Here is a 23,359-nt window from a genome sequence, read left to right on the forward strand (position 1 = left end):
CTCGGGATCGAACGAATACCTTGTCAGTTTCGGCCACGGGATGCCATCGTTAAAGGCCTCGGTCTGCTTTCGCTAGCGCGCATTCACTCCTTCAGGCACGCGTGCCATCGCGTCCTGGAGCAAGGTGTCGGGATCGCTCGGAGTGCGAACTCGCTCAAATGCGGTGACAAGATCTTCGTTCGTTATCAGCAGCAGACCGTGCCCAAGGACCTGGTCTTGGATCGCAATCTGTCCACGAGGAACCCTGCACACAAGTGCCGCCAAGACTGGGTTCGGATGCCCACTCTCGGTCAACGCGCGTACCACTGAACCTCGTCGATCGACCAGCTTACCGACCTTCGACGCGAAGTCGGCGATTCGAATGGTGCACTCGACAAGCACGACCCTTCCTCCAGGCGTAGTCACCACAATGTCTGGAGAGTCGGTTTCCAATGGAATTGCTGCGGTGAATCCCAACAGGAACAAGAGTGCCGCAACACCCCTCTCAAATCTCGCGGATTCAGTTGCTTCAAACACAGCAGCCCGGATCATTCGAAGATCCTTGTCGAAATGCTGCATGGTCAACAGCCGGCCATTACGAGCTTTGGCCGGATCAATAAACCAATGACGGCGCACAATTGCCCCGCCGATCATCAACATAGCAAGAGCGTTATCAGCCTCGGACACGTCGACCTCGGCCACGCCGATACGCAGCCCATCCCTTGGTCTGCGCCAGCGAATTTTTTCAGTGATTTGTTTTCTTGCGTCCAGTCCTCGGCCCGGTGCCGCACGGATCGCCGCATCCATTCGAGAGATATCAAACTTCGGATGGGCATGGAACGTCAGCTGAAATTTGTTCTGCGCCAGTGTGGTCTGCCCTAAAACAAGATCACAGGGTGGCCCGACCTGCAAATGGATCTGTGGGGCCGATCCAGACCCAGGGGCGAGTAAACCAAGCCACCCACAAAGATCTGCCAAACCATCGAAGGGGAGAACTTGCGTCCTCAATGCATTGTCAATTTCCGCGAGGTCAGTGGTTAGCGGCGTATTAGACCGATCCGAAATCAATGACAGTTGAAGTATGGAGTACCACCGGTCCCGAAGACTCATATCCGAAGAGGAATCAATGACGTGAAGCGCTAGCTTCTGGTCATGAACCTCAATGCGACCATCAACGGCTGCCCGAAGCAAATCTAACGCTTGTTTTTTCTTCGAGATGGCCCTTTGTAGCTGCCCCGCAATCAAGCGAGCGGTGCTGATTCGAAAGTTCGAATCGACCTTTGGCGGAACTGGGCTGAAGGAAATTGATGCTTGCCACACGACAACTCCAGCCGAGGCTCTCTCAGCGACATACCGGATATCCACCCAGTAACCGTCGCACACCCATGCGTCCGCAGCCGACAAGAAAGCAGCAATCATCTTCTTGGTGCCTCACATTGATTCTTCTGACGGTAGACGGCGGTCTTTCTATTTGAAGGCGTCCCGTACTGACCATAGGCTTAATCATGACCTAGTCAAATTTTGCCTTAGGAGCAGACAAGCTGCATGCGACGAACGGCCGCGCTAGGCTGAACTGATTCAATCCGCCTCAACTACAAGCACTCAGAGCTGCATCGGTCGCAGACGCCCGTCAGCTTGCCCCTCTCCCCTGATAAAGCGCCACCACTTCCCGCGCCAAATCAGAAGCAATCCAAAGCAGACTCTCTCGATGCGCCTCCTTCGCATCTTGGAACCGTCCGCCCCCGGCGCCGTACAAGCCCCAAAGCTGCAGCTTCAATTGCCTCGTCTTGTTTTCTAGAGGGCCGAACGGGACCAAGTCATGGTCCCGTCCGCAACTGCTTCGAGGCCCGTCAGAGCCGTTGATCGCTCGCAATACTCAGAAGACAAGTCCTCGCCCAGTCTGCGTGATCGGGGTCTGGTGTCATCTCGGGATTGAAGTACCACTCATAGAAGTCAGCGGCTATGGCCGGAAATCGGTCGTAGTCCCATGCCGAGTCGTCCGAATAGATGATTCCATCAGTCAATTCAGCCAGCGAGGCGGCGATGATTCCGTAGGCGAGATTGATGATTGCAGGCTGGCCAACGCTGCGTCGAAAGGACCAGTAGTGTCCTGTGGCCAGACAAGATTCGATGCGAGCTCGTTCGCTCCTTGCTCGCTCATTCGTTTCGAGCAATTCGCGCCACATCGCCCAATCCATCTCTTCGACTTTCCTGTAGTCAACGTCAGTTCCACCCAGTACCTCTGGGACATAAAACCAGCCGTACTCGCCTTTTTTCCAGATCATCTCGTCGTCGGGCGTGATTGGTACCTCCTCGTGGCTTCTGTGATGTCTCACCTCGACTCTCAGTTCAGGACGTACATCAATGCCATGACGGCGGAGTCGCTCCGCAAGTCGCGTCGAAGCCAGTTCGATCAGCTCGCCAAATTTCGGAATTTCCGCAGTTCCGGAATAGACATCAAACGTGGTCGACATAGATGCCCTCGCGCAGTTGTCTTCCTATCTTCCCCAAGTCCAATTTCATCTCGCTCCTCCGTTCTCCTGAAACAACGCCACAGCCTCCCGCGCCAAATCCGAAGCAATCCAAAGCAGATTCTCCCGATGCGCCTCCCCCGCATCCTGAAACCATCCGTCCCCCGCTCCGTAGAAGCACCAGAGCAGCGAGTTCAGCTGCTCCAGCTTGTTCTCCAGTAGACCGGCCGGGTCCCGTGTCGTGGTGGTCGCGTCCGCGGATGCCGGCTTTCCTGCGCCGGCCATAATTCGTTTAGACATCATGGTCGCGCTGCTTGCGAAGCGGCCGGTCTCCGCTGACGTAGGTTGCAAGCGAGCTTGCCGAGCTACATGCTGGAGACCGTGGTCACTACCAGCAAGGAAAGGAGACCGGCCATGCAAGAGATTAGCAAGATCCACGTGGGTTTGGACGTTCACAAGGACAGCATTGCCGTTGCAGTGGCTGAGCCTGGGCGAGCGGCAGCCAAGGTGATCGGCACGATCAGGCACGACGTTCCCAAGCTGCTGAAGTTGCTCGTCAAACTAGGCGACACCGAAGCCGTGCATGTGGTCTATGAGGCAGGTCCCACTGGCTGGGGCTTGCAGCGTGCCTTGACGGCCAAGGGTTACAGCTGCGAGGTCATTGCGCCGTCGAAGATGCCTCGACGTCCCGGAGACCGCATCAAGACCGACCGGCGCGACTGCGCGCAATTGGCCGAGTGCTCGCGTGCGGGACAACTGCGCGCGGTGTGGGTGCCTCGACCTGAGGACGAAGCCATTCGAGACCTGGCACGCGCCCGCGAAGATGCGCTGAACGACCGGCGCCAATTGCGCCAACAGCTCAAGGCCCTGCTGTTGCGCCACGACGTGCGCTTCCCGGGCAAGACCTCCTGGACGCAGGCGCACCATGCATGGCTCGGGAAGCTGAACTTCTCCGAGGTGGCAACGCAGGCAGCATTTATGGACTACTGGATGGCTGTGCAGGCCAGCGATGAACGCCTCAAGCGCCTGAGCTCAGCACTGCTCGAGTACGTCAAGAATTGGCGCTTTGCGCCACAGGTATCGGCGCTGCAGGCGCTGCGAGGCATCGACGTGACCTGCGCCATCGCACTGGTGGCCGAGATCGGGGACTTCAGCCGCTTCGATCATCCGCGCAAGCTCATGGGTTACTTGGGTCTGGTGCCCTCGGAGCGCTCCAGCGGTGAGCGCACTGCACGAGGCAGTATCACCAAGACTGGCAACGCGCATGCGAGAAGGATGCTGAGCGAGGCGGCGTGGAGCTACCGCTTCAAGCCACGATTGGGTGAGCGTGCACGTCGGCGCCAGGAAGGCTTGAGCCAGCAGCTGTGCGCTATTGGCTGGACGGCGCAGGTACGCCTGACGCAGCGCTTCGCAAAGCTCGACGCCCGTGGAGTGCACAGGAACAAGGTGTGTGTGGCCGTGGCGCGTGAACTCACCGGCTTCGTCTGGGCAGTTGCTCAGGCGGCGGACACACCATCGCAGGCAACACAAGGAGGCACGACATGAGCGAGATCGATTCGGTGATGCGACCCACGCACCCGGCAGGGCAACCCTCGTAATGGCTGCATAGGCTCCGAAAGGATGATCCACGACTTTTAGAGCGAGGCAGGCCCGCGACGGATCGATGAAGTGCCGGTAGCCAATCCGCGGATATGAGCATGATTCATCGTCGCTTGCGCGCTCGGGTCGCATCACCCGATCGATCTCATATGAGAAAAAATTAAATCCTCGTTGACGGCAGCGACCATATGAGCCATTTGGTGTGCTCGCTTTCCAAAGGTTGTGCACGTCATGTGGTTAGACGGTCAAGGTGTTCGCGCACCTTGGCCGTCGCCTTTTGCGCCTCACGTTCGCGTCGATGCAAGTCGCACCGATAGCCCGCCGCAAGGCAATGCGGTTTCACTCAAGAGAGGTCTTCGTGTGCTCTGCCCTCCATGCCCACTTGGTGGGTCGTTCAACCACAGGGGCATTCACTGTATAGAAGACCAGGCTGCGCAGAAGTGACTTTCTGCCCAGAACCTGCCGATTCCTTCGCTTGATCGCGAGGCGGCGGCGCCAGTCCACAAAGCGATGACAGTCGCGGGGTCGATCAGCGAAAAAGAGGCTGCAGAAGCGGCTGCATCAACTCAGGAATCGCGCCCGAATTCGCGCGCATGCTCCACCGCGTACTTGATGAGCTCGGCCTGCCCCTCGATGCCCAGGCGGCGCTTGATGCTCTGCCGGTGCGCCTCCACCGTGCGCACGCTCAGGCCCAGGTCGCGCGCGATCTGCTTGCTCGATTCGCCTCGGCCCAGCGCTGAAAGAATCTCGCTCTCGCGCGGGGTGAGCAAGGGCCTGGGCTCCTGCGTGCGGAAGAGTTTTTTCGACACGGCCGGGCTCAGGAATGTGCCGCCGGCCGACACGGCCTCGATGGCCGCGACGATCTCTGCCGCGGGCGCGTCTTTCAGCACGTAGCCGCGCGCGCCCACCTGCAGGGCCTTCTGCACGTACTCGGGGTTGTCGTACATGCTGAGCATCACGACGTGCGGCGCGCCCTGGCGTTGCAGCAGCAGTGCCGCAAGGTCGATGCCGTTCATGTCCTTCATGCCGACGTCCACCAGCATGAGGTCGGGCCGCACGCTCTCCACCTGCGCAAGCGCTTCGGCAGCGCTGCCGGCCTCGCCGACGATCTCGAGGTTGGGCATGGAGCCGAGCCTTGCGCGCAGGCCGTCGCGCACCAGCGGGTGGTCGTCCACCAGAAAGAGGCGGACCATCGTCGCGGGTGTCGAAGGGGGCGTCGTGGGCTTGGGTGCGGTCGTCATGCTGCTGCTGTCTGCGCCTTCGCGCTGCGGGCCGGCACTTCGGCTTCGATGGATGTGCGCCCGGCGTTGCTGCACATGGTGAGCCGCCCGCCGATGGCCTCCATGCGCTCGCGCATGTTGCGCAGGCCGATGCCGCGCCGGGGGTCGAGCTGCACGGCCTGAATGTCGAAGCCGGTGCCGTCGTCGCTCACTTCGAGGCGCACGCCTTCCTCTTCGTCGAAGCTCAGCGCAATGTGCACGTGCTGCGCCCTGGCGTGCTTGCGCACGTTGGTCAGTGCCTCTTGCGTGAGGCGGAAGAGCGCGGTCTTCACCTCGGGCTGCAGCTCGAAGGATTCGCCGCCGATCATCATCGACGCATCGACGCCGCCGCCCTCTTCCCTGAACTCGTCGACCAGCCGTTCCAGCGCGGCGGGCAGGCCCAGGGTGTCGAGCAGCGCGGGGCGCAGCCGATGCGATATGCGGCGCACCTCGATGAGCGAATCGTTGAGCCGCTGCAGCGCCTTCGCGAGTGCGGGCGGCGGGGGCTGCTGCTGGCGGTCGAGCGATTCGACGGCCGATTCGATCAGCAGCTTGGCCGACACCAGCGTCTGGCTGGTGCCATCGTGCAGCTCGCGCGCGAGGTGGCCGCGCTCTTCTTCCTGCGACTGCACCACGCGCCGCGCGAGCAGCCGCAGCTTGGCCTCTGCCGTGCGGTGCTCGCTCAGGTTCAGCAGCAGGCCGGCGGCGCTGACCACGCCGAGGCACAGCGCGGCGATGCCGGCAATCCACAGCAGCGTGGCCGTGACGTTGGCGTTCATCTGCCGGTCGAGGGTGTCCATGGTCGACTGGATGTCGTCGAGGTACAGGCCGGTGCCGACCATCCAGTTCCATCGCGGCAGCGCGGTCACGTAGCCGAGCTTGGGCGCCATCTGCGCACTCGAAGGCTTGCGCCACTCATATTCCACGTAGCCGCCGCCGTTCTCCTTCGCGCCCTTGATCAGCTCCTGGATGGTGTAGCGGCCGTGCGAGTCACGCAGCTCCCACAGGTTCTGGCCCACCAGCTCGGGCTGGCGCGAATGCATGAGGGAGTTGCCCTCCAGGTCGTACACGAAGAAGTAGCCGTCGTCGCCATAGTTGAGCGCGGCGAGCCGGCGCAGCGCCTCGTTGCGGGTGGCTTCGTCGTCCTGGCCCGATTCGTACAGCGGCAGCAGGTTGCTCACGGCCAGGTCTACATAGCTGCGCAACTCGCTGCGGCGCTGGGCCATGTAGCTGCGCTCGATAAGGGCACGCTCGCGCTCGGCCAAGTCGTGCTCCTGGTGACGCACTGCCAGCGCCACCAGCACCAGTGCGATGAGCAATGGTGCGACGGCCAGGGCAACGATCTTGGTGCGGAGGTTCATCGGGTGGCAAGGCTACCACCGCACCTTTCGGGGGCCGGATCAGCCGCCCACAGCTGCCGGAGCGGCTACCCGCTTGAACTCCGTCGCGTAGTAAAGCAGCGCCAGCACCACATACCCGCCGCCCAGCAGGCACAGCCCGCTCCACCCGTGAAAGGCATACACCGCCGCCGCGATGCCCGATGCCACCGCCGCGCAGATGAAGATGAAGGTCATGAACAGGCCGTTGATGCGGCCGCGCAGTTCGGGTGCAAGCATGAAGAGGCTGCGGAAGTTGAGCACCTGGCACAGCTGCACCGCGCCGTCGAGCAGGATGCCGGCCGCGACGAGGCCGGCCAGCGAGCGGTAGTGCATGGAGATAGCGCCCAGCACGAAGGAGAAGAGCGCGACCGCGATGGCTCCGCCGGTGGCAGGGCGCGTCCAACCCCGGTCGGCCAAGCGTCCTGCCACCGGCGCCAGCAGCGCGCCCGCCGCGCCGGCCAGCGCGAAGAGCGCGATGCCGCGCTGTCCCATGCCGAACTCGTGCACCAACGCGAGCGGCACGGCCGTCCAGAAGGCCTGGAAGGCGGAGAACATCATCCCCTGGTAGAAGCCGCGACGGCGCAGCAGCGGCGTGTTCAGCACGATGCCGGGCAGCGAAGCCATGGTGCGCGCATAGCCGATGGAAGCGTGCGGCCGGCGCTGCGGCAGCGCGCGCCACAGCACGGCGATGAGGGTGGCCATCAGCACTGCCGACACCCAGAACACCGCGCGCCAGCCCAGCGCGGAAGCCACCACGCTGGCGAAAGGCCGCGCCAGCATGATCCCGCCGAGCAGGCCGGCCATGATGTTGCCGACCACCTTGCCGCGCGTGGCCTCGGGCGCGAGGTGCGAGGCAAAGGGCAGCAGCACCTGGGCCGCGACTGCGCAGGTGCCGACCACGAAGGAAGCGGCGAGGAAGGTGATAGCCGAGTTCGACAGCGCGATGCCCACCAGCCCGATCACCGCGCCGAAGAGCGCGCCGACGATGAGCCGGCGGTTCTCGACCACGTCGGCCAGCGGCACCAGCAGCAGCAGGCCCGCGCCGTAGCCGAGCTGGGTGAGAGTCATGATGAGCCCGGCCAGTCCGGCGTGCAGCTGCAGCGTGTCGGAGATGGGGCCGATCAGCGGCTGGGCGTAGTAGATGTTGGCCACGCACAGGCCGCAGGCGACTGCGAAGACCAGCGTGAGGGCCGGGCTGAGGCCCGGCGCGGCGGGGTGTGCGGATCGAGCGGCGGGCGCCGCGGAGGATGGAAAGGACACGGAGGGATCCCGGTTTGCGAGAGGTCTGCCCTCGGGTTAACCCGAGGGCCGGGCACCATAGCACGCGGGGCGGGTTTCTGCAGGCGCGGGCCTTGGGCCGTAGGCGCGCGGTGATCCCGTCTTGAGCCGGCCCCAGAGTCCATGACGGTGGTGTCCGCCAAGAGTCAGGATTGCATGGAACTCAACGACCCGCGGCCACTGTGCAGCCGCAGTCCCTTGTGCGTTCAGCGCGGGTGGTCCATGGAGCCCGATGAATCCTCGTGCGTGGAAGATTCGAGCGCAGGCAGCAGGGGCGTCACTATCTCGGTAACCCGCTGGGCGTTGCCGATGCCGATCTCGCGCATCGGGCTGGACAGCCGCGTGTCTGCGGCGGCTGACAACCAGAAGGCGTGCGAGGCACGGAACGCCTGCTCCCACACGTCGGACCTGGCTCCCAGGGATTGGAACGACGGGGTGACCAGCCTCAACTCCGGCTCGATGCCGCCGCCGACGGGCGCATACATCATCGGGAGCATGTCATAGGCCGGAGACACGTCACGGGGCTGGCCGTGCGCATCGGTCATGAGGGAGAGATTTTCGAAATGGCGATCGCCGTTGCCAATCAGCTCCGAGAAGGCTGTCAGGACGAGGACCTTGCGTACGGAGTCCGCCCCGAGAATCGCCGCCTCTTCGCATCGCTGAGCGAATGCTGGCCAGTTGTCCCGCATGCCGAACAGCTCGTCGTCGATCGCGCCGGCGGAAATCATGCCGCGTCGTCCAAAGCGGCCCACTCGATCAAAACGCTCGACTTCGAGAAACCCATACCCGTCGCTCTCGAAATAGTGCGCTGACGCGGCCTCCGTGCCGGCCTCTTGCAGCGCACGCAACGCCAGCTCCTCCAGGACGAGCATCTCCGATGATCTGGTCCCGACGCGGGCGAACTTCACGATGAGATGGCCGCGGGTTTCGGTTTCGCATGTGAACTTGGGTTGCTCGCCGCCTGCGCTGCTGCCAGCGCCTGTTTGGGTCGTGGAGGTCGCAAGTTGTGGATAGACCCGGGCAATGTCTGCGCTCGCGATCGGCGCGACCTGTCGGGATGCCATGTGCGTGGCGAACGAATTGGCTCCCCATATGAGGGATCCCGGTACGTCCGAGCCCATGGAGCAAAGAAACTTCACGCGGTGATCGTCGGACCAGTCCCGCAAGGATGCAGGCACCCTCAGCTCCGCGGCAACCACCTTTGCGATCCGTGCGCCCAGGTAGCCCGATGGCGCCGCGAACGCCATGGCAGGCGGCAGTCCTTGGTGGAGGCGGCTGTCCGGGCCATCCAGGTCAACCCAGGTACCGCCTCCAGAAAGAAAATTGACCTTTCCCAATTCCGTCACCCGGCCCTCTTCGTCCACCCGAAATACCGGTTGGGGCGAAGGAACTGGGTCACTGCGGACAAGCGCGTAGCGTGGGGTTCGCACACCCGGTTCTCTGAAACGGATGACTTCGCGTCCTAATTCCTGAATAGTTCGAGACAGGGTGGGCTGGCTTGTACCGAGAAGCGCCAAAAGATCGTTAGTTGGCCTCGCCCCCTGAGCCAACGCCTGTCGAACAATGGAGGTACGGTTCATCTCATTGCCTGCTAGGTTGGTGTGGCGTTGAATGAATTATTGGATGAATAGTTCAAAGAATTGATGAAATTATGCCTGGATGCGCGTCTTTTAGCTAGGAAACGATGTGTCGTGCGCGTCATCGTCGGCGGGCGCCGAGGAGGAAGGCGCGCGGTGATCCCGTCTTGACGTCGGTCCTTCGATCAGCGCACTGCGGTTGGCTGGCAGCGATGCGGCAGTAACTCTCCGACGCGACCGGCCGACCGCAGGGCCTGGCGCCAACGTGAGCGAGACGAACTCGGCTTGCGGGTGGCCGGCCTTCGAGGTGATGCCTCTCGCGTCAACCATGCGGCGCCACCTGAGAACGAGGTCGGCGTTGAGGCCATGGGCCAGCGCCACTTGGAGACGTTCAGTCGACCGTGGTCGGCCGGCCCGAGGCCACCCAGGCGTCGAGCCCGCCCGTCAGCGGCAGCGCCCGCCGCGCACCGCGCGCCAGCAGCACCCGCGCGGCCTGCGCGGCCGACACCTCGTTGGGGCAGTTGCAGTACAGAACCACGTCGCGCCCCGCCGCGTGCGACAGGTCGAGGCTGCGCTGCTGCAACGCCTTGAGGGTGTACGACTGCGCCCCCGGAATGCGGCGCGGGTCGACCTGCACGCCGGCCTTGCCGCGCACGTCGATCACCAGCGGGGGCTCCTCGCCGCTGAGCAGCTCGTGCAGCTCTTCCACCGAGATGCGCGGCATGCCCGTGAGCCGCATGAAGGCGCGGCGGCGCCAGTAGCGCACCGCGAGAATCACCGCCAGCAGCACGGCCACCGCTGCCGTGGCAATGCCGCCTGCCTGCGCGAGGATGGCCAGCACCTCCTGGATCTGATTGCGGAACACCCAGCCCAGCCCGAGGAAGAGCCCTGTCCAGACCAGTGCGGCCCCGACGTCGAAGCCGATGAAGCGCCGCACCGACATGCCCAGCGCCCCGGCCATCGGCGGCGCCACCACCGACACGCCCGGCACGAACTTGGCGGCGACCAACGAAAGGCCGCCCCAGTCGGAGATGAGGGATTCGCCGCGCCGCACGCACGAATCCGGCGACAGCGAAATTCGGCACAGCATGCGCATGAAGCGGTAGCCAAAGCGTCGCCCCGCATAGAACCACGCCCCGTCGCCCAGCAGGTTGGCGATGACGGCCGCCACCACCACGCCGGCCACAGAGACGTCGCCCGCGGCCAGCAGCGCGCCCGTGAGCACCAGCACCGCCGCAGCCGGCACGGGCAGACCCAGCCGCGCGGCGAAGCTGGCGGCGAACACCACCAGGATCGCGTTCTGCACAAGCAGGGACATCAGCTGCGCCATGGCTGCCCTTGTCCGGATGCCGGAAGAATTTGCGGAGGTTGCGTGCTGTTCATGCCGGCAGCGATTCTCCGGCATGGCCCAAGAACGTACTGCCCTGCGGACATTCGCGGGATGCCGCGGAACCGGCTTTGCCGGGCCGCAGGCATCGCCCCCGGTGAGGGGGTTGGCGGCCACACGAAGTGGGCAAGCCTGGGGGAGGGCTAATTCCCTACGCTGAAGCCGAAGGTATTCCAGCCCTCTTCGCTCGAAGCGCTGACCTGCCCGCCGTGCATGCTCGCCACAGCTTTCACGATGGCCAGGCCCAGGCCATGCCCGTGGTGCTCGCCGCCGTCGTTGCGGGCCTCGTCGACGCGGTAGAACCGGTCGAACAGGTGCTGCAGGTGCTGCGCGTCGATGGGCTCGCCGGGGTTCGACACGGTGATCCAGGTGGCTGCAGCCTCTTCGCGCAGCCTCACGGCGATCTGTGCGCCGGGCTTCGAATGCTCGATGGCGTTCTGCAGCAGGTTCGACATCGCGCGGCGGAAGAGCGCGCTCTCCAGCCGGGCCTCGGCCTGCACGTCGCCCTCGATGACGACCTGGGCACGCGTCTCGTCGAGCACGAACTCGAAGAACTCGATGGTCTTGCGCACTTCCTGCGCCACGGGGGTGAGTACCAGCCCGGTCGCCACCTCGCCGCGGTCGGCGCGCGCGAGGAACAGCATGTCGTTGACGATGGAGCGCACCCGCTCCAGGTCTTCGAGATTGGCCTGCAGCACCTCCTGGAACTCGCTGGCGCTGCGCTGGCGCGAGAGCGCCACCTGCGTGCTGCCGATGAGGTTGGCCAGCGGCGTGCGCAGCTCGTGCGCCACGTCGGCGTTGAAGGCTTCGAGCTGGCCGTAGGCTTCTTCGAGCCGGCTCAGCGCGCCGTTGAATGCTTCGGCCAGCGCCGAGAGTTCCACCGGCAGCGGCTCCGCGCGCAGCCGCTGCGACAGCGTCTTGGGCCGCAGCGCCTGCGCCTCCTTCGACAGCCGCTCCAGCGGCCGCAATCCCACGCGGGCGATCCAGTAGCCCGAGAAGGCCACCACCAGCACCGCGCCCAGCCCGAGCGCGACCAGCGCACTCAGGAAAGCCTGGCGCGTGCGCGCATAGGGCTCGGTGTTGCGCCCGACGATCAGCCGCACCGCCGGCCGCTGCTCGAAGGGATCGATGTGCACAGACAGGGTACGGAACGGCCGCTCCTGCCCCGGCAGCTCGATGACGCTGGTGTGACCGTTGGCCTCGCGGGTGAGCCCGTCGATCTCGGCCAGGCCCTTGCCGTACTGGAAGCGCGGATCGTCGCTGAGCACCCAGAAGCGCACGCTGCCGTCTTCAGGGGTGAGCGCGTCCATGCGCGCCTGCACGCGCGACCAGCGCTCGGGGCTGCCGATGGCCTTGATCCAGAACTGCAGGCTCTTGAGTGTGGTGTCGAGCTCCTCGTACTGGTGCCGCTCCAGCTCTCGCGCCAGCACGTTGTGCAGCGCGAAGCCGGCCAGCGCGAAGGTCGCGAGCGCCACCGCCGCGAACATCAGCACCAGCCGCGCGGTGATGGAGCGCTTCACGAGGCGGCGCCCTCCCCTGCTCCCTCGCGCAGTTCCATCACGTAGCCCATGCCGCGGATGGTGTGCAGCAGCTTCGGGCTGAAGGGCGCGTCAATCTTGTCGCGCAGCCGCTTGATGGCCACCTCGACCACGTTGGTGTTGCTGTCGAAGTTCATGTCCCACACCAACTCGGCGATGGCGGTCTTCGAAAGGATCTCGCCCTGGCGGCGCGCCAGCACGGCCAGCAGCGCGAACTCCTTGGCGGTGAGGTCGATGCGGGTGCTTCCCCGGAATGCCTTGCGTGCCAGCAGGTCGATCTGCAGGTCGGCAATGCGCAGCTGCATCGGCTCCTGCTTGCGGCCGCGGCGGTTCAGCGCCTGCAGCCGCGCCAGCAGTTCGAGAAAGGAGAAGGGCTTGACAAGGTAATCGTCGGCCCCTTCGTGCAGGCCCTTGATGCGGTCTTCCACGCGGTCGCGCGCGGTGAGCATGATGACGGGCGTCTGCTTCACGGCGCGCAGCGCGCGCAGCACCGAGAAGCCGTCCTGCCCCGGCAGCATCACGTCGAGCACGATCACGTCGTACTCGTGGGTGAGCGCGAGGTGCTGGCCGTCGATGCCGTTGTGCGCCATGTCGACCGCGCAGCCCTGCTCGGTCAGCCCCTTGGAGAGGTAGTCCGCGGTTCTCAGTTCGTCTTCGACAATCAGGATCTTCATGGCATGGGCTTGCGCTGCGTCAACCGGTGGCGCTCATCCGTGCTGCACCTCGGCGGCTACCTCGGCCCTGCCGGCCTTCCTGGCCTTGCGCGCTTCCTTGCGGCGCATGTACCAGTAGTGAGCGCGGTCGAGGTACAGGTAGACCACCGGGGTCGTGAACAGCGTGAGCGCCTGCGAGAGTATCAGCCCGCCGACCATCGCGTAGCCCAGCGGCCGCCGCAGCTCGGAGCCCGAGCCGTGGCCCAGCATCAGCGGCAGGCCCGAGAGCAGCGCGCACATGGTGGTCATCATGATCGGGCGGAAGCGCAGCAGGCAGGCCTGGTAGATGGCCTCCTGCGGCGTCATGCCCTGCTCGCGCTCGGCCTTGAGCGCGAAGTCGATCATCATGATGCCGTTCTTCTTCACGATGCCGATGAGCAGGATGATGCCGATCAGCGCGATCACGCTCAGGTCGTAGCCGCCCGCCATCAATATGAGCAGCGCACCCACGCCGGCCGAGGGCAGCGTCGAGAGAATGGTCAGCGGGTGGATGTAGCTCTCATACAGCAGGCCCAGCACGATGTACACCGCCACCAGCGCCGCGGCGATCAGGTAGGGCTGCGAGGCCAGCGAGTCCTGGAAGGCTTGCGCCGTGCCCTGGAACGAGCCGGTGAGCGACTGCGGCAGCCCCATGTCGGCCTGCGCCTTGTTGATGGCGTTCACCGCGTCGCCCAGCGCATGGCCCGGCGCGAGGTTGAACGAGATGGTCACGGCCGGGAACTGGCCCTGGTGGCTGATCGAGAGGTAGGCCGTCTTGCTGGTGTCCACCTTCACGAAGGTCGACAGCGGCACCTGCTGGCCGGTAATGGGCGAGTTGAGGTACAGCTTGCTGAAGAGCGCCGGGTCCTGCTGCAGCGCAGGCGTCACCTCCAGCACCACGTGGTAGCTGTTGAGCTGGGTGAAGTACTGCGCCACCTGCCGCTGGCCGATGGCGTCGTACAGCGTGGCGTCGATGGTGGCCGGAGAGATGCCGAAGCTCGACGCGCGGTCGCGGTCGATGGTGAGCACGGCCGAGGCGGCGGCGTTCTGCTGGTCGGTGGCCAGGTCGGTGATCTCGGGCAGCTGCTTGAAGCGCTCCAGCAGCTTGGGCGCCCAGGTGTTGAGCTCGTCGAGGTTGGCGTCGGTCACCGTGTACTGGTACTGCGTGCGCGAGGCCCGGCCGCCCACGCGGATGTCCTGGCCGGCCTGCAGGAACAGGTTCACGCCCTGCACCTTGGCAAGCTGCGGACGCAGCCGCGCGATGACCTCGTCGGCGCTGGCGGTGCGGCCCTCGTCCTTGGGCTTCAGGCTGATGTAGAAGTTGCCGGTGTTGTAGGTGGACGAACTGCCGTTCATGCCGAAGCCGGTCACGTCCGGGTCCTTGCGCACCACGTCGGCCAGCTCGACCATGCGGGCGTTCATCGACGCGAAGGAAGCGTCCTGCGCCGACTCTGCAAAGCCCGAGATGAAGCCCGTGTCCTGCTGCGGGAAGAAGCCCTTGGGAATGAACACGAACAGCACGCCCGTGGCCGCCACCGTGGCGATGAAGGTCATGAGCGTGATGAACTGGTGGTCGAGCACCACGTGCAGCCCGCGCTTGTAGGCGCCGAGCATGGCGTCGAAGCCGCGCTCGAAGAGCTGGTAGAGCCGCCCGTGCTGGCTGCCGTGCTCGTTCTTCAGGAAGCGCGAGCACAGCATGGGCGTGAGCGTGAGCGAGATCACCACGCTGACCACGATGGTGAGCGTGACCGTCACCGCGAACTCGCGGAACAGCCGCCCCACGATGCCGCCCATGAGCAGCAGCGGAATGAACACCGCCACCAGCGACACCGAGATGGAGATGATGGTGAAGCCGATCTCGCCCGCACCCTTGTACGCGGCCTCGACCGCCGACATGCCCTCTTCGACGTAGCGGTAGATGTTTTCCAGCATGACGATGGCGTCGTCCACCACGAAGCCGACCGCGATGGTCAGCGCCATGAGCGAGAGGTTGTCGAGGCTGTAGCCCAGCAGGTACATCACCGCCACCGTGCCCAGCAGCGCGAGCGGCACCGTCACGCTGGGAATGAGCGTGGCCGGCACGTTGCGCAGGAACACGAAGATCACCGCCACCACCAGCGCGATGGTCAGCAGCAGCGTGAACTCCACGTCCTTCACCGAGGCGCGGATGGTCTGCGTGCGATCGATGATGGCGTTGACCTCCACCGTCGGCGGAATCGATGCCTTGAGCCTGGGCAGCGCGGCGTTGATTCGGTCGACCGTCTCGATGACGTTGGCGCCGGGCTGCTTGGTGATGGCCAGCACGATGGAGCGGCCGTTCTGCACGTTGCTGCCCTCGGGCGCTGCGGCGCCCGCGTAGGCCCAGCCGGCGATCTTGGCGTTCTCGGGGCCGTCGACCGCCACACCAAGGTCGCTCACGCGGATGGGCGCGCCGTTGCGGTAGGCCAGCACCACGTCGTTCCACGGCTTGGCCTTCAGCAGCTGGTCGTTCGTGTAGACGGTGAAGCTCTGGCTGGGCCCGTCGATGGTGCCCTTGGGCGCGTTGACGGTGGCCGATGCGAGCACGGTGCGCACGTCTTCCAGGCTCAGGCCCAGCGCGGCGAGCTTGGCCGGGTCGACCTGCACCCGCACCGCCGGCTTCTGCACGCCGCCGATGTTGACCAGGCCCACGCCCGATATCTGCGATATCTGCTGCGCGAGGATGTTGTCGGCGTAGTCGTTCACCTCGGTCAGCGGCAGCGTCTTCGACTGCACAGAGAGGATGAGGATGGGCGCGTCGGCCGGGTTCACCTTGCGGAAGGTGGGCGGGCTCGGCAGGTTGGCGGGCAGCTGGCCGGTGGATGCGTTGATGGCGGCCTGCACGTCGAGCGCGGCCGCGTCGATGCTGCGGTCGAGGTCGAACTGCAGCGTGATCTGGGTGGAGCCTAGGCCGCTGGTCGATGTCATCTGCGAGAGCCCCGCGATCAGCGAGAACTGCCGCTCCAGCGGCTGCGCCACGTTCGACGCCATGGTCTCGGGGCTGGCGCCCGGCAGGTTGGCAGAAACCTGGATGGTCGGAAAGTCGACCTGCGGCAGGGGCGCCACCGGCAGCAGCGGAAACACCGCCGCGCCGACCAGCAGGATGGCCAGCGCCAGCAGCGTGGTGCCGATGGGGCGCTTGATGAATGCGGCGGAGATGCTCAATTGCTGCTCCCGCTGGCAACCTTCTTGCCGTCGGCATTCTTAGCGGCGGCGGGCGGCGGCTCGACGATGGTGGCGCCGGGCTTGAGCTTGTACTGGCCGTCGACCACCACGCGCTGGCCGGCCTCCAGGCCCTTGTCGATCACGGCCGTGCCGTCGGCGATCTGCACCACGTGCACCGGCACGTTGGCGACCTTGTTCTCTGCATCGACGGCCCAGACGTAGGTGCTGTCCTGGCCGCGCTGCACCGCGGCGGCGGGCAGCGTGAGCGAGTCGGCCCGGCGGTCGAGTTGCAGCCGCACGTTGACGAACTGGCCCGGCCACAGCGTGTGCTGCGGGTTGGCGAAACTGCCCTTGAGCTGCACCGTGCCGCTGGTGGTGTCGATCTGGTTGTTCAGCAATATCAGCTTGCCGGTGCCCAGCATCTGCGTGCCGCTGCGGTCGTAGGCCACCACCGAAAGAGGCTGGCTGCTCTGCTGCTGCACGCGGTTGATGTCCTGCACGGCCTCTTCGGGCAGGGTGAACTGCACGGCGATGGGGTCGATCTGGTTGATGACGACCAGCCCGTTGGCATCGGCGGCGTGGACGATGTTGCCCGGGTCCACCAGCCGCGCGCCCACCCGGCCGTTCATGGGCGAGGTGATGCGCGTGAAGCTCAGTTGCACCTCGGCGTACTGCACCTGGGCCGCGTCGTTCTGCACCGCCGCTTCGAGCTGGTTGACGAGGGCCTTCTGCGTGTCGACCTGCTGCTGCGTGGCGGCGTCCTGCGAGAGCAGCGTGGTGTAGCGCTTGAGGTCGGCACGGGCATTCGCCAGCGTGGCCTGGTCCTTGGCCTTGGTGGCCTGCGCCTGCGCGAGCTGGGCCTGCAGCGTGCGCGGGTCGAGCTGGGCCAGCAGCTGGCCGGCCTTCACGTCCTGCCCCTCGACGAAGCCGACCTTGTCGAGCTGGCCGTCGATACGCGCCTTGACCGTCACGGTGGCCATCGAGGCGACGGTGCCGATGCCCGAGCGGTAGACCTGCACGGTCTGGGTCGCGACGCGCGCGGTGGTCACCTGCACGGGCGGGCTCTTCGGCGCATCGGGCTTGGCGGCGTTGGCCGCGTGATGGGTGAGCGCCCAGGCGCCGCCGCCGAGCACGAGCACCAGGGTGGCGGTCGCGAACCAGGTGGAGCGGCGCTGGAACAGGGGAAGCGTGGTGGTTTCTGCGGTCGTCGTCATGGCATCAATTCCCGGAAGTCGTTTCAGCGGCGTTCCAGCCGCCGCCCGTGGCTGCGATCAGCGAGACGCTGGCGGCCAGCTGGCGGCCGAGCACCTGCGCGGCCGTGCGCTGGTTGGTGAGCGAAAGCGTCTGCGCCGTCACCACGCTGAGGTAGGTGGCGGTGCCCGCGCGGTACTGGCTCAGCGCCATGCGCTCGGCGAGCTGGGCGGCGCGCACCGCGTCGGCCTGCAGTGCCGATTCGTTGTCGAGCACGCGCAGGGTGGCGAGGTTGTCTTCGACCTGCTGGAAGCCGGCGAGCACGGTCTGCTTGTATTGCGCGACGGAGGCGTCGTAGGCGGCCACGGCCTGGTCGGTGTGAGCCTTGCGCAGGCCGCCGTCGAACACGGTCTGCGCCAGCGCCGCACCCAGCGACCACACGCGGCTGGGCGTGTTGAACAGCGTGCCCAGCGTGGCGGCACTGAAGCCGCCGCTGGCGCTGAGCACGATCTGCGGGTAGTAGGCGGCCTTGGCCACGCCGATGTTGGCGTTGGCCGCCTGCACGCGGCGCTCTGCGCCCGCGATGTCGGGGCGGCGCTCCAGCAGCTCCGAAGGCAGGCCGGCGGGCGTCACAGGGAGTTGCAGGCGCAGCGCGGCGGCTGACGAAAGCGATTCGGCGGTCGGCGGGTTCGAAGAGGTCTCGAGCGGCGGCAGCGAGAACGACGCAGGCGCCTGACCGGTCAGCACCGCGATGGCATGTTCGAGCTGGCTGCGCTGGGCTTCGAGATCGACGGCCTGCGCCTGCGCGGTCTTGAGTTGGCTCTCGGCCAGCGCCACGTCGGAGCGCAGCACGGTGCCGGCCGCGTACTGGTGCTGGGTTAGCTCGAGCGCCTTGGCGTAGGCGGCGGTGGTGCTCGCGTAGAGGTTGCGCTGCAGGTCGATCACGCGGATCTGCAGGTAGTCCTGAGCCAGCGTGGTCTGGATGCTGAGCCGCGCGCCGGCCAAGTCGTCGGCGCTGGCCTGCGCGCCGGCATTGCCGGCCTCGACCGAGCGGCGCACGGCGCCCCAGATGTCGGGCTCCCAGCTCGCGCCGAGGCCCAGGGTGTCGGTGGTGCCGAGCTTGACGGTGCCGGTGCTGTTGGTCTGGGCGCGCGTGGCGCCGGCGTTGAGGCCCACCGTGGGGAAGAAGCCCGCACGCGCCGCGGCGGCCAGCGCCTGCGCCTGGCGGTACTGCGCCTCGGCCACGCGGATGTTCTGGTTGGCCGCGTTCGCCTGCACGATCAGCGCGCTGAGCGTGCTGTCGCCGAAGGCGTCCCACCAGGGATGGTCGGCGTCGATGGTCTGCGGGGCGGCGGTCTTCCAGGGGCCGCCGGTTTCCTTGAAGGCGGCGGGCACGTCCAGCGGCGGGCGGACGTAGTCGGGGCCGACGGCGCAGCCCGCGAGGAGCAAGGCGGCCAGCGCGAGGGCGGCGCGCGGGAGGGATGGGGCGTCGGAAAGAACCATGATGCGGGCACTCTAGGAGCCGGCATCAAACCCCTCGCTGTCGACTAACTGACAGTTTTGACAGTTTTCGGTCTTCCTCCCTCCCCCGCTCGGGGAGGGCTGGGGTGGGGGCACGACGGCGCTCAAGAAAGCGCGGCGCCTCTTCGAAGGCCTGCCCCATCCCGGCCTTCCCCCAGCGGGGGAAGGAGAAAAGCCGCTCAGCGCGGGGCGTCGCCCTTGCGGTACTCGGCGGTCAGATCGTCCAGCTTCTGCTTGAGGGCCGGGTCGAGCTTGTATTCCGCCGCCGCGATGGTCGCGTCGAGCTGGTCGGGGCGGCTCGCACCGAGCAGCGGCGCGGTGATGAGCGGGTTGGCCATCACCCAGGCCACGGCCAGGGTGGCCAGCGGCACGCCGGCTTCATCGGCGAGCTTGTGCAGCTGGGTGACGGTGTTGAAGCTGCGTTCGTTCCAGTAGCGGTCCTGGTACATGCCGCCGGCGGTGCCGAGCGTGAAGCGGGTGTTTTCCTCGGGCTTGCCGCCGGGCTTGTACTTGCCGGTGAGCAGGCCACCGGCCAGCGGGTTGTAGGGAATCACGCCCAGGCCCTCTTCGCTCGCCAGCGGGAGCAGTTCGCGCTCGATCTCGCGGAACAGCAGGCTGTAGCGCGGCTGCACCGACACATAGCGCGTGAGCCTCAGCAGGTCGGACTTGCCCAGCGCGCGGGCCAGGCGGTAGGCCAGGAAGTTGGACACGCCGATGTAGCGCGCGCGGCCCGACTTCACGATGGTGTCGAGCGCCTCCAGGCTCTCTTCGAGCGGCGTCTCGCGGTCGTCCATGTGCAGCTGGTAGAGGTCGACGTGGTCGGTCTTCAGCCGCTTGAGCGAGGCATCGATGGCGTCGAGCAGGTGCTTGCGCGAGGCGCCCTGGTCCCAGCTGTTGGGGCCGACCTTGTTGACCGCCTTGGTCGCCAGCACGAAGCGGCGGCGGCCCGCGGGGCCCTGCTTCTCGAGCCAGTTGCCGATGATTTCCTCGGTGCGGCCGGCCGTCTCGATGGTGCCGCCGAGCGGGTAGACGTCGGCCGTGTCGAGGAAGTTGATGCCGCCTTCGGCCGCCTTGTCGAGGATCTGGTGCGACACGGCCTCGTCGGTCTGCAGGCCGAAGGTCATGGTGCCGAGGGCGAGGCGGGAGACGGTGAGGCCGGTGCGGCCGAGACGGGTGGAGGGAATGCTCATGGTGTTCGGTTCTCGCTCTGGAGGGAAGGAGATGAGATGGAAGGAAGGGAGCGGCGGCCATCATAGGCACGGCCGCGCGACCCTGCAGGCGGGCGGGCGTTTCAGCTGCCTTCGGCGTGCACGCCGGGCGCGCCGTGCTCGACTGAGAAGCGCGCCATGGTGCCGACCGGCGAATCGGCCGTCTTCTCGTCTTCCACCGCGCGGAACTCAACCGTGGCGCCGCGCGCATCGAGCGTGGCGAGCGCATAGCCGCGCCTGTCGGCCCGGCCATAGCGCAGCTGCGGATTCTTCGCGAGCATGTTCGCCACGCCGGCGGCGCTCGGCCCTTCGGAGGTGATGGCGCCGCCGACGAACTCGGTCGCGACCAGCGGCCCCTGCTGCGCATCGCCGCGGCGCAGGTCGGCGGCCCAGAAGGCGTGCACGTCGCCGCTGGCGACCAGCGCATTGCCGCCGCGCGCCTTGTGTTCGGCCAGCGCGTCGAGCAGGCGCGCGCGGGCGGCGGCATAGCCGTCCCAGCCGTCCATCCAGTAGCCGTGTTCTGCGCCGCGTTTGCGGTCGGCCTCGGCCAGTAGCGTGGGCTGGGCGAGCACGGTCCATCGTGCGGGCGGCGCGGCCAACTCGCGCGCCAGCCAGGCCTCCTGCTGCGCGCCGAAGAAGCTGCGCTCGGGCGCGAGCCGGTCGGCGCAGTCGGCCAGCGGCGAAGCGCTGCGGCCAGAAAGGCAGGCGTGGTGCGAGCGGTACTGGCGCCCGTCGGTCAGCAGCAGGTCGAGCATGCGGCCGAAGCGGTGGTGGCCGTAGATGAGCGCATCGGGGCCGCGCGGGCGCATGCTGGCGGGCACGGGCATGTGCTCGTACCACGCCTGGTAGGCGGCGGCGCGGATCGCGAGGAACTGCGCTGGGTCCGCCGTGCGCGGCGACTCGTCGTTCGTGTAGTCGTTCGCCACTTCGTGGTCGTCCCAGGTCACGAGCCACGGGAAGGCGGCGTGTGCGGCCTGCAACTGCGCATCGGCCTTGTAGAGCGCGTAGCGGTCGCGGAACTCGCCGAGCTGCGTGGGGATGCCACCCTCGTGCCGGCGCACCTGGTGCGACTTGCGGGAGCTTTCGTAGATGTAGTCGCCCAGGTGCACCACGAAGTCGAGCGACTGCACGGCCATGTCGCGGTAGGCGGCGTAGTAGCCATGCTCGTAGTGCTGGCAGGAGGCGAAGGCGAAGCGCAGCTGTTGCAGGGCTTCGTCGTTGTCGGCTGGCGCGGTGCGCGTGCGGCCGGCGGGGCTGCGCGCACCGCCAGCGGTGAAGCGATACCAGTACCAGCGCGCCGGCGGCAGGCCTTGCACCTCGATGTGCACCGAGTGCGCCAGCTCGGCTGTCGCGACGGCCCTGCCCTTGGCGACGACGCGCCTGAAGCTCTCGTCGTCGGCGACCTCCCAGTTCACTTCGACAGGCGCATCGCCCATGCCGCCGCCGTGCAGCGGCTGCGGCGCGAGCCGCGTCCAGAGCACGAAGCCGTCGGCACGGGGCGCGCCCGAGGCGACGCCCAGCGTGAACGGATAGCCTGGTGCAGCGGTTGCCGGCTGTGCATGCAGCCTCGGCAAGGGATGGCCGACGAATGCGGCCGCAAGGCCGGCGCCCAGCAGACGCCGGCGCGAGAACGAGGGCAGGAAAGGCCGCGAGCTCATTCTTCGCATGCCAGGGTGATCGGCGAGGTCATCCACGGCAATGTCGTCCGCTTCGCTCGCCCCTGTCAACCGGGGCCCTGCGAAACGATCTCGACCCGAAGCTCAGCAGGCGACGGCCGCGGGCCGGCGCGCAGCGGCGCGTGCGCTGGCCACCGCCCAGCCGAAGATGCCGAGCCCCGCCAGCGCCAGAAGCGCGCCGACCCAGCCGGTCGAAGTCCAGCCCAGCCCCGCCGCGATCGCGACGCCGCCGAGCCATGCGCCCAGCGCGTTGGCCATGTTGAAGGCCGAGTGGTTGAGCGCGGCCGCGAGCGTCTGGGCGTCGCCCGACACGTCCATCAGGCGGATCTGCAATGCCGGGCCGATGGCCACGGTCGAGCCGATGAGGAACACGTTGATGGCGGCCGCGACGACGTTGTGCGCCGCGAAGGTGAACACCGCGAGCACCAGCGCCGCGTAGACCATCACGCCGCCGATGGTGCGCATCACCGACTTGTCGGCCAGCCGCGAGCCCACGAGGTTGCCCACCACCATGCCGAGGCCGAAGAGCGCGAGCACGATGGGCACGCCGCCCACCGGCATGCCGGCCACCTCGATCAGCGTGGGCTTGATGTAGCTGAACACCGAGAACATGCCGCCGAAGCCGATGGCGGCGATGCCGAGCGTGAACCACACCTGCTTGCGCTTGAGTGCGCCGAGTTCGCGCCAGGGGCTGGCGCCGGCGGCGGGCGCCATGTCGGGGATGTCGCGGCGAAGCAGCGCGATGGCCACCAGCGCGATGAGGCCCACGAACACGAAGGCCGCGCGCCAGCCGAAGAACTGGCCCAGCCACGCCGCGATGGGCACGCCCACCAGCGTGGCGCCGGTGAGCCCCAGCATCACGAGCCCCACGGCCCGCGCGCGGCGCCCCGGCGGCGCGAGCGTGGCGGCCACCAGCGCGGCCACGCCGAAGTAGGTGCCGTGCGGCAGCCCCGCCGCGAAGCGCAGCAGGTTCAGCAGCACGTAGTTGGGCGCGGCGGCGCTGGCGAAGTTGCCTGCCGCGAACACGGCCATGAGCGCGATCAGCAGCGCGCGGCGGCGCCAGCCGGCGGCCAGCACCGCGAGCACCGGCGCGCCGATGACCACGCCGAGCGCATAGGCGCTGATGACGTGGCCGGCCTGCGGGATGCTCACGCCGATGTCGCGTGCGACCTCGGGCAGCAGGCCCATGATGACGAACTCGCCGGTGCCGATGGCGAAGCCGCCGACCCCGAGCGCGAGCACCGCGCGCAGGAAGCTGGCGGGTGCGCCCGAAGGCAGTGTGAATGAAGAAATGTCGGTGGCCGCGCTGTCCTGCGCGGGTGGGGAGGCGTTCAAGGCCAGGCTCCTGGGAGGTGTGCCCGGCGGCAGCGGGCAAGGCGCGATTTTAGGGTAAACCCTGAAACCGCACCGATACGCAGATG

17 protein-coding genes are annotated in these 23,359 nt (G+C 66.7%); 1 reads left to right on the plus strand and 16 read right to left on the minus strand.

Features of this window, described 5'->3' with window-relative positions:
* Positions 1–72: 72 nt before the first annotated feature.
* The 3 genes from ABL844_RS24370 to ABL844_RS24380 all read right to left on the minus strand — a co-directional run bounded on the left by ABL844_RS24370 (position 73) and on the right by ABL844_RS24380 (position 2,753).
* Positions 73–1,398, minus strand: coding sequence for a hypothetical protein (locus tag ABL844_RS24370; RefSeq protein WP_418129289.1), 1,326 nt, complete (start codon positions 1,396–1,398; stop codon positions 73–75).
* 431 nt (positions 1,399–1,829) lie between these two features.
* Complete coding sequence (locus ABL844_RS24375; RefSeq protein ID WP_418129290.1) at positions 1,830–2,453, minus strand: hypothetical protein; 624 nt, start codon at positions 2,451–2,453, stop codon at positions 1,830–1,832.
* A gap of 45 nt (positions 2,454–2,498) precedes the next feature.
* The gene (locus ABL844_RS24380; RefSeq protein ID WP_418129292.1) at positions 2,499–2,753 is read right to left on the minus strand and encodes a hypothetical protein; all 255 of its coding nucleotides are present in this window, start codon (positions 2,751–2,753) and stop codon (positions 2,499–2,501) included.
* A gap of 111 nt (positions 2,754–2,864) precedes the next feature.
* Between ABL844_RS24380 and ABL844_RS24385 the strand changes: the two genes are divergently transcribed.
* A complete protein-coding gene (locus ABL844_RS24385) occupies positions 2,865–3,995 on the plus strand; it encodes an IS110 family transposase (protein ID WP_418129293.1) in 1,131 nt (376 codons plus the stop codon).
* A 620-nt stretch (positions 3,996–4,615) separates the two neighbouring features.
* Here the strand turns inward: ABL844_RS24385 and ABL844_RS24390 are convergent.
* The 13 genes from ABL844_RS24390 to ABL844_RS24450 all read right to left on the minus strand — a co-directional run bounded on the left by ABL844_RS24390 (position 4,616) and on the right by ABL844_RS24450 (position 23,273).
* On the minus strand, positions 4,616–5,290 hold the full coding sequence (locus ABL844_RS24390; RefSeq protein ID WP_418129294.1) for a response regulator: 675 nt from the start codon (positions 5,288–5,290) through the stop codon (positions 4,616–4,618).
* Positions 5,287–6,669 carry a cache domain-containing protein gene (locus ABL844_RS24395; RefSeq protein ID WP_418129295.1) on the minus strand — a complete coding sequence of 461 codons (1,383 nt, stop codon included), beginning with the start codon at positions 6,667–6,669 and terminating at the stop codon, positions 5,287–5,289. Before ABL844_RS24395 ends, ABL844_RS24390 begins: the two co-directional genes overlap by 4 nt.
* A 39-nt stretch (positions 6,670–6,708) precedes the next feature.
* Positions 6,709–7,947, minus strand: a complete 1,239-nt coding sequence (locus ABL844_RS24400; protein WP_418129296.1) for an MFS transporter — start codon at positions 7,945–7,947, stop codon at positions 6,709–6,711.
* A 224-nt stretch (positions 7,948–8,171) separates the two neighbouring features.
* The gene (locus ABL844_RS24405) at positions 8,172–9,545 is read right to left on the minus strand and encodes a HipA domain-containing protein (RefSeq protein ID WP_418129297.1); all 1,374 of its coding nucleotides are present in this window, start codon (positions 9,543–9,545) and stop codon (positions 8,172–8,174) included.
* Between the two features lie 388 nt (positions 9,546–9,933).
* Positions 9,934–10,860 (minus strand): DedA family protein/thiosulfate sulfurtransferase GlpE, encoded by a 927-nt coding sequence (locus ABL844_RS24410; RefSeq protein ID WP_418129298.1) that lies wholly within the window; start codon positions 10,858–10,860, stop codon positions 9,934–9,936.
* Positions 10,861–11,072: 212 nt separating this feature from the next.
* Positions 11,073–12,449 (minus strand): heavy metal sensor histidine kinase, encoded by a 1,377-nt coding sequence (locus ABL844_RS24415; protein WP_126023381.1) that lies wholly within the window; start codon positions 12,447–12,449, stop codon positions 11,073–11,075.
* Entirely contained in the window at positions 12,446–13,141 is a 696-nt protein-coding gene (locus tag ABL844_RS24420) for a heavy metal response regulator transcription factor (RefSeq protein ID WP_418129299.1), read from the minus strand. The genes ABL844_RS24415 and ABL844_RS24420 overlap by 4 nt, the downstream gene beginning before the upstream one ends.
* Before the next feature lie 33 nt (positions 13,142–13,174).
* On the minus strand, positions 13,175–16,342 hold the full coding sequence (locus ABL844_RS24425; RefSeq protein ID WP_418129301.1) for an efflux RND transporter permease subunit: 3,168 nt from the start codon (positions 16,340–16,342) through the stop codon (positions 13,175–13,177).
* Positions 16,339–17,556: an efflux RND transporter periplasmic adaptor subunit gene (locus tag ABL844_RS24430; RefSeq protein WP_418129302.1), complete on the minus strand. Its 1,218-nt coding sequence runs from the start codon at positions 17,554–17,556 to the stop codon at positions 16,339–16,341. Before ABL844_RS24430 ends, ABL844_RS24425 begins: the two co-directional genes overlap by 4 nt.
* Before the next feature lie 4 nt (positions 17,557–17,560).
* Positions 17,561–19,036: an efflux transporter outer membrane subunit gene (locus tag ABL844_RS24435; RefSeq protein ID WP_418129303.1), complete on the minus strand. Its 1,476-nt coding sequence runs from the start codon at positions 19,034–19,036 to the stop codon at positions 17,561–17,563.
* A gap of 197 nt (positions 19,037–19,233) precedes the next feature.
* The gene (locus ABL844_RS24440; RefSeq protein WP_418129304.1) at positions 19,234–20,244 is read right to left on the minus strand and encodes an aldo/keto reductase; all 1,011 of its coding nucleotides are present in this window, start codon (positions 20,242–20,244) and stop codon (positions 19,234–19,236) included.
* Between the two features lie 101 nt (positions 20,245–20,345).
* Entirely contained in the window at positions 20,346–21,920 is a 1,575-nt protein-coding gene (locus tag ABL844_RS24445; RefSeq protein ID WP_418129305.1) for an alkaline phosphatase D family protein, read from the minus strand.
* Positions 21,921–22,022: 102 nt separating this feature from the next.
* A complete protein-coding gene (locus ABL844_RS24450) occupies positions 22,023–23,273 on the minus strand; it encodes an MFS transporter (RefSeq protein ID WP_418129307.1) in 1,251 nt (416 codons plus the stop codon).
* Positions 23,274–23,359: the final 86 nt, after the last annotated feature.

This window comes from Variovorax sp. 278MFTsu5.1, from assembly GCF_048305045.1.
GTDB lineage: Bacteria > Pseudomonadota > Gammaproteobacteria > Burkholderiales > Burkholderiaceae_C > Variovorax > Variovorax guangxiensis.